A 13,524-nucleotide genomic window follows, 5' to 3' on the forward strand; every position below is an offset into this window, starting at 1 on the left:
TCACCCCGCACAGAAAACTTTCAATGCAGAGCAACAAACAAAACTTCCAACCAACTCTCGCAAACCCCAAAAATCATTCCGAAGCAGCGAAGCCGTGAACTATAACACAACTTCAGCAAACCACAAAAAAAATTTTGGGGAATTTTTAGCAAGCCTCCACGGCGCTTGTCCGCTCAATCGATCAGATGCGTAGACATTGAAAAGAAACTTCCTGCACTCAGCTTCTGCTGAGCAACCAATCATACGCAGACTCACTGTCAGCTATCCGCAGTCTAGGTTCACCCAAGCAAGATTGCGCACTAGGAGCGTCCAACGCGCACCAGAGCAAGCGAGCGTCGCGTGCCACCAAAACTTCCAGCACATGCTCGTCCTGAGGACTAGGCAGAAGATCATCAAGCTCTGAAAGCTTATGCAAACGCCAGGCGCCAGTCTCTTCGGTGATGCTTGCATCAGAGGTTATTTCGTCTGCATGCCTGCGAAGGCGAACACCCAACCACTCATCTCCCACTGCCATACCTGCACGCTCGGCGGGACTGAGGCGCTGAATCCGACGCACCATAATCCTCCCCGCACCCTCCTCCACGAGAATCCCTAAACGCTGCTCCCAAGTTGCCGCTTGGAATTCCACAGCAATCCCAGCTCTCTTTAGCAGCTCTACCACTGGCAGCTCATCCCGACCATGCACCCAGTCGTCGATTTCACGCTGCCAAGAGCGCCCACTTAGTTGCTTCAGCACAGCCAGAACGTCTGCTTCACTAATGGGACCACCTCGGCTGTTATTCCAAAGTTGGCGCATGACTGCGTCAAGAGTGGCAGCTCCTTCTTGGCGCAGGCACAAGTCCAGGCAGAGCGCAACGAGGGCACCCTTGGTGTAATAGCTGACAGTGGCATTCGCTGTGTTTTCATCCTGTCGATAGTATTTAACCCACGCGTCAAAGCTCGCTTCGGCCACGCTTTGCACGGTACGACCTGGAGTTTGAATAACCTGGAACAAAGTTTTACCCAGCAGATGCAAATAAGCGCCGTCATCAATACGCTCTGCACGCCTCAATAACAAATCGTCGTAATAACTGGTAAAGCCCTCAAAAAACCAGAGCATATAAGTGTAGTTTTCCTGCTCGTAGTCGTAACGCGCCAACTCGCTCGGACGCAAGCGTTTGACATTCCAAGTATGGAAATACTCATGACTGATAAGGCCCAGCAGCGTGCGGTAGCCCTCCTTGAGCTTGCTTTCTTCAGTTTTTACCCCTTCGTACGAGGGCAAATCGCTACGCTTGCAGATTAATGCAGTGCTGTGTCGGTGCTCTAGCCCGCCATAACCATTGCCCACAGCATTAAGCATAAAGACGTAGCGATCGTGGGGCACAACTCCTCGCGCGTCATCTTTAATTTCCGGATGCCAAAATCGCATAGCGGTCTCACATATGGCCTGTGTATCGGCCAGTAGGCGCTCATTATCGAAAGATGGCAAGGCCCCTGCAACAACGAATTCGTGCGGAATCCCCAAGACGTCAAACCGACCGCGCCAAAAGGAGCCTATTTCAACAGGCGAATCGGCTAACTCATCGTAATCAACTGCTACATAACTGCCAAAACCTTGTGCATCAACATCCACAGGCTGCAAGGCCGTCGCGACTTGCCAATGGCTACGCGCAACGGGCTCTCTCAAAGTCAAGCCATGAGGGCGCTCTTCTTGCCCATGTACACGTAGGCACAAACTGGTTGGATTAAAAAAACCACGCGCAGCATCCAACCAAGCAGCGCGTACAGAGTTGTCGAAAGCATATACACGGTAACTGAGTTGCAATGTGCCTGCATCTGAACCCTGACAAGCGATTTGCCAAGTATTTTTGCTTAAAGCCTGCACAGATACGGCCTGGCCGTTTTGACTGGCTTCCAAGCTACACAGGTGCCGTGAAAATTCACGCACAAGATAACTTCCGGGAATCCAAACAGGCAACGAGACAGTTTGACCGGGCACCGGATCGGTAATCGTCAACAAAACCGAGAAGTAGTGTCCATGCAAATCGGCAGGGTGGACAACGTAATGGATGGCTTCCATGGCAAGGTTAGCTCAAATAATGAGGAGAGTCCTGCGCACAAAAGGCCAGCTGGATGCTGGCCTTTTGCGGTGACGAAAATTCTTATTTTGATGAGGTTTTTGGTAATTGCGCAATCTCTTGTAATTTCCTCTCAACCTGGGCGGAAGGAATGGCCCCAGGAATACGTGCACCATCTTCAAAAATAACGGTGGGAGTTCCCGTAATCTTGTACTGTTTGCCAAAAGCCAAATTACGCTGAATGGCGTCCAGCTTATCGCACGATGGTTGCGACTCTGGAATACGATCATGAATCATCCAGCCATTCCACGCCTCGACGCGATCTTTAGCGCACCAGATATCACGTGACTTCTCAAACGAGTCAGGACTGAGAATGGGGTAGAGGAAAACGTACACCGTAACGTTATCCAGCTTAGCCATATCGCGCTCAAAGCGCTTGCAGTAACCGCAGTTGGGATCTTCAAAAATGGCAATTTTTCGACTGCCATCACCACGCACAAGAACAAAAGCGTCCTGAATAGGTAGCTTGGTAAAGTCCACCGCTGTCAGCGCTTTAATACGGTCTTCTGTCAAGTTGCGATGGGCTTTGGTGTCGTACAACTCACCCTGGATAAGAAAATCGCCATTCGCATTGGCATAGAACAAATCCGTACCCACACGCACTTCGTACAGCCCCTCCATCGGCGTGGGGCGAATCTCTTCAATGGCTGCTAGCTGAGGAATGCGCTGAGCTAATGTCGTACGCAACGCCTGAGTGTCCAATTTGGAGCTCGCCGAAGCTCCAGACGGATTAGACAAATTCACCTGCTGAGCAAGGGCGGGAAACGCCGCAAACGCAATGCAGGCCAGCGCTGTAGGAATAGCAAACCGAAGAAATCGCATGAGCAAATGGAAAAGGCTTGAAGAGAAAATTAGGCGTGACGGACTTGATTGAGCGCCCAAGACTTAAACGGACTGGCTGCAAAACCACGCATCCCAAAATTACGCAAGGATTGAACCCAAGGCTGATCCTGCCAAAACAACCACTGCAGCCGATCCGTTACGAAAGCATACGGCAGCAACGCAGATTTGCGCTCACGCTCATAGCGACGCAGTAAACGCCGATCCGCAACACTACGCCAAACTGGGCGCTGCTGAAGCGCTTGACTGAGTAAACCAACGTCACCCAACCCGAGATTGAGACCAGAACCCGCCAGTGGATGGACGGTATGTGCAGCATCGCCCAAGAGAACCCAAGATCGATCAGGAGCGCCCGGCATCGTCCCAACCCACTGCTGAGCTTTGGCTAAACGAAGCGGCCACCGCGCACGCACTCCAGTCACCGTAAAAGCAGTAGCCGTCGTCACATCTTGACTGCCTTTTTCATGACTGTGACCTTCTGCGCTGGCAATAAGTGCTTGCATCTCCAAACTCAAGGCATCATCACTTAAGCTTAGTAAGCGATCAGCCTCTGCAATAGAAGTAGACCAGACAACTGCATACTCATCCCCCTGCCCCCCACCAAGCGGCAGCAGGCCTAGGATATGGGGGCCGTAGAACCACTGACTAGCCGTACCCAAATGAGACCGACTGGCCCGCACTCGAGTAGCGATGGCGTGCTGGGGATACGCATAAGTATCCACAACCACAGCCAGATTTTCTCTACTTACACTGAACTTACCTTCGCAAATGGCCGTTAACGGTGCCTCCACGGGCTCATTCACCCGCTCGACAAAGGGCTGAAAACTCAGGGCATCTTCCAATCGATCTTCCAGTGAAGGGACATCAACAATCCACGCCAATGCGTCTCCTAGGTTGGAAGCCTCACCTGCCCCCGCATCGAAATGAATGACTCCCCCTGCATCACCAAACACACACATCTGTTTGACGGGGGTGGTTGCAGGACTGCTGGGCCAGCAGCGTATCGTTTCAAGCAACTGCCGTGAGGCATGATTGAGCGCATAGGCTCGAATGTCTCGCCCAATAGACGCTGCACCGGCGTTCGTCTGGGTAGCTGGCTCGACTAAGGCAACACGTAACTTGGCCCGACCGAGTAAGAGCGCCAAAGTGCGACCCACAATGCCCGAACCTCGGACACACACATCAAAATCTGTATTCGACATAAGGACATTGTAGGATGAGTGCATATCCCCCACTTCTTGCCGTCATCCAGAAGCACTCAATAACAACCAGCGCCGCTACATCCCTATAGATGAGGTTACCCAAAGCACACAAAAAACGAAGCTCCTTCGGTTCCAGGCCTTCCATAGGGCGCTCAGATAAAGCCCCACAGAGTCTTTTTCCACTAACACAGACGGAAAGCTTCCCTGTTCCGAAACCAGTTACGGGAAAGACCTAAAACTCGAATAAGCTCGGCTCTTCAAACCCCTGGAGACGAGGCAGGTTGTAATCCCAGGGGCTGCTGGCATGCAAGCGTCCATTGGCCTTGCGAATCAGTTGCATCTGCATGGATGGCTCATGGCCAACGCAAGCCATCAAGCGCCCCCCCTCTTTTAATGCTTCCTTAAAGGCATCTGGAACGGCTGCAACTGAGCCACTCAACACAATGACGTCAAAGCGCCCATCGAAAATTCCCTGATTGCCGTTGCAATGCCGCACTTCCACGTTTTTGACACGGTTCTTTTCCAAATTTGCCGTTGCCAATTGCACCATATCCGCTGCGCTTTCCATGGAAACTACACCACGACCAAGCTCAGCCAACAAAGCCGCCATATAGCCGGAACCCGCACCAATTTCGAGGATGAAGTCATCGGGCTGCACATCCAAAGTCGCAAGGATGCGCGCCTCTATTTTGGGCGGCAACATGCAAGCGTCCGGTCGTGACACGACTTGATCCTCGGGAACCAGTGGAATACTGATATCCATGAATGCCCGGGCACGCCAAGCCTGAGGCACAAAATTTTCACGTTTGACCGCTGCAAGTGCTTCAAACACCCGCGTGTTTTCTACATTCCAGGGACGAATCTGCTGTTCAATCATATTGAAGCGAGCAACGTCTTCTGCTGATACGAACTCATGCAGGCGGTTCAAAGGTAAAGTCATCGTGTACTCCAGTGTGGTCAACTATTCGTCTAGGCTCGGCACGCTTCCGGATTTTAATTCTGGTTTACCTACGCAAAGCATGCTCTGGGATGAGGGGCGGGGCGCTAGCACATCGCACTCAAAGCCTTTGCGCCACTTCCTACGCTTCAACGCAGGGAATAAGCATGCTGTCACCAACACATCCGCCACCGTGCAACAACCTATCATGTTGAAATTTTTGATAGCCGACGACCACCCTCTTTTTCGCGATGCTTTACGCACGTCGGTACTCAAAATTTGGCCAAACGCCGCCATCCATGAAGCCGAGCATGTACAGGCCTTGTATGCCTTGGCGGCACAGCACAACCAAGCCGACTTGTTATTACTTGACCTTGGCATGCCAGGAGGAGTGGGGTTGGATCCGTTACTGCACCTACGCGCCCACCACCCACAATTGCCTATAGCCATCGTGTCCGCGCATGAAGACTCCCAGCTCATTCGACGCGCCATGGAGCATGGCGCATTGGGCTATATCCCCAAATCGTCCGACCTGCACACCCTGTCTCAAGCTCTGCACACAATTCTTGAAGGCGAACCATGGTTCCCACAGGACATCACCCATGGCACTCCAAGTGCCGAAGACGATTTTCACGCCACCCGCATAGCCGAACTCACGCCACAACAAGCCCGCATCCTGCAAATGGTGGCCGCTGGGCGACTCAACAAACAAATTGCGCATGATTTAGGCCTATCCGAAGCAACCATCAAAGCCCACATGACCGCCGTACTACGCAAACTGGGAGCATCCAACCGCACTGAAGCCGTCGCTATTGCGCGCAAGCTGGGCCTGGCGTAACAGCAGACGGCTCTGGCCACCACAAACTTACAAGCAGACGCTCAAGCTGACACGGCTTGTTGCTCTGCATCGTATTCCGCGTAATACCTTTGCACGCGCTCGACCTCATTTTTGGAGCCCATGATCACACTCACGCGCTCATGCAACTGAGTCGGTTGCACATCCAAAATGCGCTGGCGCCCATTGGTCGCTGCGCCACCTGCTTGCTCGATCAACCATCCCATGGGATTGGCTTCGTACATCAAGCGCAGCTTGCCCGGCTTATGTGGCTCGCGCTTATCCCAAGGGTACATAAAGATGCCCCCCCGCGTAAGAATGCGGTGGATGTCTGCCACCATCGACGCAATCCAGCGCATATTGAAATTCTTGCCGCGCGGGCCATCCTCGCCCTGTAAGCACTCGTCTATATAGCGACGCACGACCGGATCCCAGTGCCGCATATTGCTCATATTGATGGAAAACTCTTTGGTGTCCTCCGGAATCTTCACGCCATCTTCAATCAGCACGAAAGATCCCTGCTCCCGATCCAGCGTAAACATGGCCACGCCATTGCCCACCGTCAACGCCAGCGTGCTTTGCGGCCCAAAAATGCAATAGCCTGCAGCCACTTGCTTGGCGCCCGCCTGCAAAAAATCATCCACTGTCACTCCGCGCTGGTCTTGCGGCTTTTCCAGCACACTAAAGATCGTGCCAATACTCACATTCACATCGATATTGGACGAGCCATCCAGCGGATCAAACAACAGCAAATATTCCCCTTGGGGATAACGGTTAGGCACGAGGTAAATACCTTCCATTTCCTCACTAGCCATAGCCGCCAGGTGCCCACCCCATTCATTGGCCTCAATCAGCACCTCGTTGGCAATGATGTCGAGCTTCTTTTGCACTTCGCCCTGCACGTTCTCGCTGCCTGCGGCGCCAAGCACTCCTCCAAGCGCCCCTTTATTCACTTCGAAACTGATGCGTTTGCAGGCGCGCGAAACCACCTCCAGCAACAAGCGCAACTGGGCCGGAATGTGGCCATTGACACGCTGCTGCTCTACCAAATAACGGGTGAGAGAAATACGCTTAGACATAGAGACTCACAAGTAAAAAAACACAAAGCGGAATTATCAGGGTTGCAAGCCAATTCGCCTGGCTTCAACACGTGGCCCCTGGATGCATGGCATCGCCACATAAAACCTCAAAAGTTGTTTCATCACGACAGAAGATGAGGGTTTATCCTCATTTGCGAGCGCCTTCGAGTGCATGGCCTTGGTCTAAGCGCCTCGCAGACGTAAACTTTCACGCCTGTGTCCCAATGCGGAACCTGGCGCCCCATTTTTCAGCGAGTCCGCGTGAAATTGCGGCACATTTTTTGTTCGACCTGAGTCCATGAAAGCCATGAAAAAACATCTCCCTCTCGTCTTGCTCCCCCTGCTGGTCGCCGGCGCAGCCCATGCGCAAAGCAGCGTCACGCTCTACGGTCGCGTCAACACAACGGTCGAGCACCAAAAATTCCAAGGTGAATCCGCCAAGACCGCCATGCACACCAACGGCTCTTACATCGGTTTCCGCGGTGTGGAAGACCTCGGCGGCGGTCTGAAAGCCGGTTTCCAACTGGAGCAAGCCATCGACTCCACTAATGGTGCATCTAACGGCTTTGCACGTCAGTCCGAGCTGTTCTTGGGTGGCAACTTCGGCAAGCTGCGCGTGGGTAACTACAACTCCACCGCATACACGGCAACTGCGGATTACATCAGCATGCATAACCATGACACAGGTTCGTCCTCTGATGCACTCTTTGCCTACATCGTCCCTAATGAAGCCAAGATCGGCTACGTTACGCCCGAGTTTGGCGGCTTCTCCGCTGAAGTGGGTTACGGCCTGGAAGACAACCACGGCGGCAAATCCCCCTATGACCTGAGCCTGAGCTACAAGGCTGGCAACTTCGACCTGGCTGGCGCATTTGCCAAGCACGACAAGGCTGAGGCTTACACCTTGCGTGCGCTCTACACCACCGGCAACTTTGCACTGGGTGGCTATGTGCAATACGACGAGCAAAGCTTTGCCAACCAAACGGCCGATCGCCTCTCTGCCCGCCTGGCTGCCGCCTACACCGCTGGCGCTTCTGAATTCCACGTCAACGTAGGCTGGGCTGACGAGTACGACAACATGGCCAAGACCGGCGCTACCCAGCTGACCCTCGGCTACAACTACAACCTGAGCAAGCGCACCAAGCTCTACGGCTTCTACACCCGCATCGACAACGAGCAAAACGCCCACTACGGCTACTCGCTCAGCGCCCGCCCTGCTGGCAAGGATTTCAGCTCCTTTGCAGTGGGTCTGCGCCACCTGTTCTGATAACGCTTAGCGTCACAAAAAACGGCTGGATCTCACGATCCAGCCGTTTTTTTATGCGCAAATTTACAAATCAAAGAAAGAAGAATTTTTCACTAACCCTTTCCAGCCAAGCCGAAAAGCTTCACCGAAAAATCCGATTGATCTGGAAATTAAAACAGCACAATCACCCATCCTGCTTTTGCGGCGCTGGCGCAGCGCGCAACAAAGCAGCCACCCGCGCTTTGGGCTTGATATTGGTCGAACGGCGATACGTCACGCTTTTGCGCACCGATGCCTCCCAAGAAGGAACGTCACTGGTCGCTGGCGGCTCGTAAGGCTGATCGAACAAAGGATCGCTCTGGGCTGCACCCCGTCGATAAGCCAGCGTGTTGCCCGCTTGGCGCGCACTGCCGTGGTCTTCGTAACGGTCGCGGCTACGCTCATCTCGATAGCGGTTGCGCTCGTCACGCTGCACGCGCTCTCTGCGCCGCTCTTCGTTTTGCCCAGCGCGCGCCAGTCGGCCGCTGGTTCGCTGTAGCTCCAGCGGCTCAGCTTGAATTTTGCGACCGATGAGCTTCGCGATTTCAGCCAACTGACGATCTTCGCGCACAGTCACCAACGTGAATGCCAAACCCGACGCGCCCCCCCGGCCCGTGCGGCCAATGCGGTGTACGTAGTCCTCCGCGTGAAACGGCACGTCGTAATTGAACACGGCGGGGACATCTTTGATGTCCAGGCCGCGTGCGGCCACATCGGTGCAAATCAGCAGCTCCACTTCGCCCGCTTTGAATGCATCCAGCGCCTTGAGCCGCTCATCCTGGCTTTTATCGCCATGCAGCGCCGCCGTTCGCACGCCATCGCGCTCCAAAGCGCGCGCCAGCCGGGCGCACCCCAGGCGGCTGTTGACGAAAACAAATGCCTGCTGACGGCCATGCTCAAGAAAAAGCTGCAACACCGCCCGGCGCTTATCGTCCTCCCCTACGCGGAAGAAGTTTTGCTCAATGCTGGCGGCTGTGGCGTTGGGGCGAGCGACCTCAATCAACACGGGGTTTTGCAGATAACTCTCTGCCAAACGCTTGATTTCGGGCGAAAAGGTGGCGGAAAACAGCAGCGTCGTTCGCTTTTTGGGCAGGTGGGACAGAATGCGCTGCAAATCCGGCAAAAAGCCGATATCCAGCATCCGATCCGCTTCATCGAGCACCACATATTCCACTTGCGCCAGGCTGACCGATTTCGCTTCCAGATGGTCCAGCAGACGCCCCGGCGTGGCCACCAATATCTCCACCCCTTTTTTAAGTTCGGCGATTTGCGGCTTCATATCCATGCCGCCAAAAACGACAGCGCTGCGCAATTTGGTGTGCTGCGCAAATTGGGCCACCTGGTCGGCTACCTGATCGGCCAGCTCGCGCGTGGGCAAGAGCACCAGTGCGCGCACGGGGTGGCGCGCAGGCGAGGCCGAGCTGTTCTCATGCTTGAGCATGCGCTGCAACAGTGGCAGCGAGAACGCCGCCGTCTTGCCCGTGCCCGTCTGCGCCGCGCCCATGACGTCCTGCCCGGCAAGAACGACCGGGATGGCCTGCTCCTGAATCGGCGTCATATCCTGATAGCCCATTTGCGCAATGGCGCGCTGGATAGGCTCGGCCAGCATCAAAGTAGAAAATGGTTTGCTCATGTATATGGCGTTTGTACTGGGCAATAACAGTTCACTGCCCGCCCGAATGTGCCGGGCATTGTGTGCAAAATTTAAAAAAACATTTGCCGAACCGCGCGCCGGGATAGCGCCCTGTGCGGATCTTCTCCTAAAGAGGCCCCCCCTGCAACGCAGCCGCTGACGATTATGCGGGCATATGCCCTCTGGCACGCGTAGCCCATGGCTTGACAAGCAGCCCATCCGGCCAAAGGCTTGCGTTACACTCCTGAATCATTTTTTTACTTTCCCCTGACCGCACTACTGCATGAAGCCCCTCAGCGAAACTGCCGCCAAAAAGCAAGTGAGCCAACTGCAAGCCGCCATCATTGATGGATTGGAAGACATCAAGGCGCAAAACATCCAGGTGTTCGACACGACAGAGCTTACCCCGCTGTTTGAGCGCGTCATCATTGCCTCTGGCAGCTCCAGCCGCCAGACCAAGGCCCTGGCGGCAAGCGTGCGCGACAAGGTGCGCGAGGCGGGCTTTAACAAACCCAGCATTGGTGGCGAAGACAACGGCGAGTGGGTGACCGTCGATTGCGGTGCCATTGTGGCCCACATCATGCAGCCAGCCATTCGCGACTACTACCGCCTGGAAGAAATCTGGGGGGACAAACCCGTCAAGCTGACAGCGAAAAAAATCAGCAAGGCGGCAACGAAAGCGGCCGCAAAAACCGCGGCCGACAATGCGCAAACGACCGACGAAGGTGCAGCCCCTGCCCCCGTGAAAACCAGCGCACGCAAAGCCTCCTCACGCAAGGCGGCAGCATCGCCAGACGCCGCCACGCCCGTGCGCAAAGCGGTGGCCAAAAAAGCACCGGCCAAGGCAGCCACGAAAACCACCGCCAAGGCCACCACTAAAGCTGCCGCCAAAACGCCAGCCAAATCGGCAGTCAAAAAGGCCGCAACCAAAGCTGCCACGAAGTCGGCCGCCAAAACTGCGGCAGCCAAAACCCAGCCCACTGCCTAATCCCGCGCTGTAGGGATGCTGGAGGCGGGCGCTTGCAGCCTCTCACCTCAAGGCGTACCCACAAGCGCTCCTACGCGCTGGGCCATGCTTTTGCGCAGGGCTCAAGCCCACAAAGCTGTACCAGGCGTGGCGGCGCGTTCCCCCCCACTCACCAAAGGATTGCCATGCGCTCTATCGCTGCCATTGCCGAGAAACATGCCGAGCTGACTGCTATTCGGCGCGATCTCCACGCATACCCCGAATTGGCTTTTGAAGAGCACCGCACGGCAGATCTGATTGCCAACAAGCTGCTGGACTGGGGCATTGAGGTGCACAGCGGCCTGGCCACCACGGGCGTGGTGGGGCTGATCCACGGCAAGCACCGCCCGGTTCGCACGCGCCTGCTGGGCTTGCGCGCGGATATGGACGCCCTGCCCGTGCAGGAGCAAAACACCTTTGCCCATGCCAGCCGTCACCCCGGTTGCATGCACGCTTGCGGGCACGACGGGCACGTTGCCATGCTGCTGGGCGCGGCGCAGTACCTGGCGGCAACGCGCGATTTCGCTGGCACCGTAGCGGTGATTTTTCAGCCCGCCGAGGAGTTCGGCGGCGGCGCCAATGTGATGCTGCGTGAAGGGCTGCTGGAGCGTTTTCCGCTCGAAGCCATTTTTGGCCTGCACAACATGCCCGGCATCCCGGCTGGCAGTTTTGCCCTCTCCAGCGGGCCGGTGCTGGCCTCCAACAACGAATTCAAGCTGCTCATCCAGGGCAAGGGCGGGCACGCCGCAATGCCGCATTTGACGGCGGACCCGATCATCGTGGCCTCGCAAATCATCCCCGCGCTGCAAACCATCATCAGCCGTAACAAGCCGCCGCTGGAGTCGGCGGTCATCTCCGTGACCACCATGCTCGCTGGCGACACCTTCAACGTCATCCCCGACCATTGCATGATGGGCGGGACGGTGCGCGCTTACACCACGCCAACGCTGGATTTGATCGAAACGCGTATGCGCGAGGTGGCCGAAATGATCGCGCAGGCCCACGGGGCCAGCAGCGTTTTGGAGTTCAACCGCATCTACCCCGCCACCCACAACCACGAGGCGGAAACGAACTTCGCCCGCGAGGTGCTGAAAAAGCTCGTCGGCCCCAAACGGCTGCTCCAGCAAAGCCCGATCATGGCGGCGGAGGATTTTGCTTTCATGCTTGAGCGCGTGCCCGGCTGCTATGCCTTCATCGGCAACGGCGACGGCAGCCACCGCCTGGACGGCCACGGCCAAGGGCCATGCCTGGTGCACAACTCCAGCTACGACTTTAACGACGAGATCATTCCCCTGGGGGCGAGTTATTTCGCCCGACTGGTCGAGCGCTGGTTGATTTAAGGCATCTTCAGCCCACGTTTGGCCGCCTCTCCACCACTTCACATCAAAGTAAAAACAATTCCCCAACTATATTGCCAAAACAAGGCAATTTTATTTCCTATTGATTTGTAAAAAAGAGCCGCTTATGCGGCTCTTTTTTACTTAATGCGCTCTCATTGGGGCTTGAGGCCCAGCTTCTCCAACTGCGGCCCCCATTGCGTGCGCTCTTGGGCGATGCGCTGTGCAAATGCAGCGGCGCTTTCGTGCAGAGCGATGGAGCCGTTGGCGCGCATGGTTTTGAGAAAGCCCTCATCTTGCAGCGCTTGGCCGATGGCTTGGTTCAAGCGCTCAACAACGGCATCGGGCGTGCCCGCAGGCGCCACCACACCCAGCCAGACGGCGCTTTCAAACCCGGGGTAGCCCGCTTGCTCCAGCGTCGGCGCCTGGGCGAAGGTGGGGCTATCGACCTTTGGGCTGACGGCCAAGGCTTTGAGCCGCCCATCCTTGACCAATGGCTCCACCAGCGCGGTACCCGCGAAATACACCTGGGTGTCGCCCGCCACGGTGGCGGTCAGCGCATCGGGGCCGGTTTTGTAGGGGATATGCACGATGTCCACACCCGCCTGCTTGCGCCAGAACTCGAACAGCACATGCGGCGGGCTGCCGTTGCTGGAGCTGGCGTAATTGAGCGTGCCGGGCGCAGCTTTGGCTTTGGCGACCAGCTCGGCCAGCGTGCTCACCCCGGCTTTGGGGCTTGCCACCATCGCCATCGGCAACACCGCCACGGGGCTGACGGGCTGAAGGTCTTTGGCCGGGTCGTAGGTGAGTTTGGGAAAGACGTAGGGGTTCCACACCATATGCGCGTTGGTGACGATGGCCAGGGTGTGGCCATCGGCCGCACTGCTCTTGAGGTGTTGCAACGCCACCATGCCGCCCGCGCCGGGGCGGTTGTCCACTACCACGGATTGGCCCAGCGCCGCGTGCAGCTTTTCCGCCAAGGGCCGCGCAAAAATATCCGGCAGGCTGCCCGCTCCGCCGTTGACGACGATGGTCATCGTCTGACTGGGAAAGGGCTTGGCAGCTCCGCCCTGTTGCGCCAGCGCCGCCTGGGACCAGGCCAGCAGCGCGACGCCCGCGGCGCATGCGCTCAAAGCGGCCAACATGCGCCGACGCGGTGTTACAGCTTGGTACATTCGGGCGGGGCTGCGGGATGTGATGGATGTGGGCGTACTCATGCAGCGGCTCTCCTTTCCTTGTTTGCCTGCAAA

At 56.2% G+C, this 13,524-nt stretch carries 12 protein-coding genes; 5 read left to right on the top strand and 7 right to left on the bottom strand.

What is annotated here, in order from left to right:
* On the top strand, positions 1-193 hold a 193-nt coding region (locus EBQ26_RS12935; protein WP_238944199.1), incomplete at its 5' end, for a hypothetical protein.
* Between the two features lie 24 nt (positions 194-217).
* On the opposite strand, the gene EBQ26_RS06490 is transcribed toward EBQ26_RS12935, so the two are convergent.
* From EBQ26_RS06490 to EBQ26_RS06505, 4 genes are all read right to left on the bottom strand, one after another.
* Positions 218-2,062: a M61 family metallopeptidase gene (locus EBQ26_RS06490; RefSeq protein WP_122238216.1), complete on the bottom strand. Its 1,845-nt coding sequence runs from the start codon at positions 2,060-2,062 to the stop codon at positions 218-220.
* A gap of 82 nt (positions 2,063-2,144) precedes the next feature.
* Positions 2,145-2,942 carry a DsbC family protein gene (locus tag EBQ26_RS06495; protein ID WP_122238217.1) on the bottom strand — a complete coding sequence of 266 codons (798 nt, stop codon included), beginning with the start codon at positions 2,940-2,942 and terminating at the stop codon, positions 2,145-2,147.
* Between the two features lie 29 nt (positions 2,943-2,971).
* Positions 2,972-4,186 (bottom strand): FAD-dependent monooxygenase, encoded by a 1,215-nt coding sequence (locus EBQ26_RS06500; RefSeq protein WP_238944200.1) that lies wholly within the window; start codon positions 4,184-4,186, stop codon positions 2,972-2,974.
* 208 nt (positions 4,187-4,394) lie between these two features.
* Positions 4,395-5,102 (bottom strand): protein-L-isoaspartate O-methyltransferase family protein, encoded by a 708-nt coding sequence (locus tag EBQ26_RS06505; RefSeq protein WP_122238324.1) that lies wholly within the window; start codon positions 5,100-5,102, stop codon positions 4,395-4,397.
* A 190-nt stretch (positions 5,103-5,292) separates the two neighbouring features.
* On the opposite strand from EBQ26_RS06505, the gene EBQ26_RS06510 reads away from it, so the two are divergent.
* Positions 5,293-5,937 (top strand): response regulator transcription factor, encoded by a 645-nt coding sequence (locus EBQ26_RS06510; RefSeq protein ID WP_238944201.1) that lies wholly within the window; start codon positions 5,293-5,295, stop codon positions 5,935-5,937.
* A gap of 41 nt (positions 5,938-5,978) precedes the next feature.
* Here EBQ26_RS06510 and EBQ26_RS06515 read toward each other — a convergent pair whose 3' ends face one another.
* Positions 5,979-7,013 carry a class 1 fructose-bisphosphatase gene (locus tag EBQ26_RS06515; RefSeq protein WP_122238218.1) on the bottom strand — a complete coding sequence of 345 codons (1,035 nt, stop codon included), beginning with the start codon at positions 7,011-7,013 and terminating at the stop codon, positions 5,979-5,981.
* Positions 7,014-7,320: 307 nt separating this feature from the next.
* On the opposite strand from EBQ26_RS06515, the gene EBQ26_RS06520 reads away from it, so the two are divergent.
* A complete protein-coding gene (locus EBQ26_RS06520) occupies positions 7,321-8,280 on the top strand; it encodes a porin (RefSeq protein WP_238944202.1) in 960 nt (319 codons plus the stop codon).
* 163 nt (positions 8,281-8,443) lie between these two features.
* Here EBQ26_RS06520 and EBQ26_RS06525 read toward each other — a convergent pair whose 3' ends face one another.
* Positions 8,444-9,931, bottom strand: a complete 1,488-nt coding sequence (locus tag EBQ26_RS06525) for a DEAD/DEAH box helicase (RefSeq protein ID WP_122238220.1) — start codon at positions 9,929-9,931, stop codon at positions 8,444-8,446.
* Positions 9,932-10,214: 283 nt separating this feature from the next.
* Here EBQ26_RS06525 and rsfS point away from each other — a divergent pair, with 283 nt between their 5' ends.
* Together rsfS and EBQ26_RS06535 are read left to right on the top strand one after the other, a co-directional pair.
* Complete coding sequence (gene rsfS / locus EBQ26_RS06530) at positions 10,215-10,919, top strand: ribosome silencing factor (protein ID WP_122238221.1); 705 nt, start codon at positions 10,215-10,217, stop codon at positions 10,917-10,919.
* Positions 10,920-11,083: 164 nt separating this feature from the next.
* On the top strand, positions 11,084-12,277 hold the full coding sequence (locus EBQ26_RS06535; protein ID WP_122238222.1) for a M20 aminoacylase family protein: 1,194 nt from the start codon (positions 11,084-11,086) through the stop codon (positions 12,275-12,277).
* Positions 12,278-12,429: 152 nt separating this feature from the next.
* Here the strand turns inward: EBQ26_RS06535 and EBQ26_RS06540 are convergent, their stop codons facing one another.
* A complete protein-coding gene (locus EBQ26_RS06540) occupies positions 12,430-13,491 on the bottom strand; it encodes a Bug family tripartite tricarboxylate transporter substrate binding protein (protein WP_238944203.1) in 1,062 nt (353 codons plus the stop codon).
* Positions 13,492-13,524 lie beyond the last annotated feature (33 nt).

It is taken from the genome of Allofranklinella schreckenbergeri (assembly GCF_003703475.1).
Lineage (GTDB): Bacteria > Pseudomonadota > Gammaproteobacteria > Burkholderiales > Burkholderiaceae_C > Lampropedia > Lampropedia schreckenbergeri.

Excerpts from the sequence above, each read along its gene's own strand:
- EBQ26_RS06540 (WP_238944203.1), bottom strand. The coding sequence starts at position 13,491 with ATGAGTACGCCCACATCCATCACATCCCGCAGCCCCGCCCGAATGTAC.
- EBQ26_RS06515 (WP_122238218.1), bottom strand. The coding sequence starts at position 7,013 with ATGTCTAAGCGTATTTCTCTCACCCGTTATTTGGTAGAGCAGCAGCGT.
- EBQ26_RS06490 (WP_122238216.1), bottom strand. The coding sequence starts at position 2,062 with ATGGAAGCCATCCATTACGTTGTCCACCCTGCCGATTTGCATGGACAC.
- EBQ26_RS06500 (WP_238944200.1), bottom strand. The coding sequence starts at position 4,186 with ATGCACTCATCCTACAATGTCCTTATGTCGAATACAGATTTTGATGTG.
- rsfS (WP_122238221.1), top strand. The coding sequence starts at position 10,215 with ATGAAGCCCCTCAGCGAAACTGCCGCCAAAAAGCAAGTGAGCCAACTG.
- EBQ26_RS06535 (WP_122238222.1), top strand. The coding sequence starts at position 11,084 with ATGCGCTCTATCGCTGCCATTGCCGAGAAACATGCCGAGCTGACTGCT.
- EBQ26_RS06495 (WP_122238217.1), bottom strand. The coding sequence starts at position 2,942 with ATGCGATTTCTTCGGTTTGCTATTCCTACAGCGCTGGCCTGCATTGCG.
- EBQ26_RS06505 (WP_122238324.1), bottom strand. The coding sequence starts at position 5,102 with ATGACTTTACCTTTGAACCGCCTGCATGAGTTCGTATCAGCAGAAGAC.
- EBQ26_RS06520 (WP_238944202.1), top strand. The coding sequence starts at position 7,321 with ATGAAAAAACATCTCCCTCTCGTCTTGCTCCCCCTGCTGGTCGCCGGC.
- EBQ26_RS06525 (WP_122238220.1), bottom strand. The coding sequence starts at position 9,931 with ATGAGCAAACCATTTTCTACTTTGATGCTGGCCGAGCCTATCCAGCGC.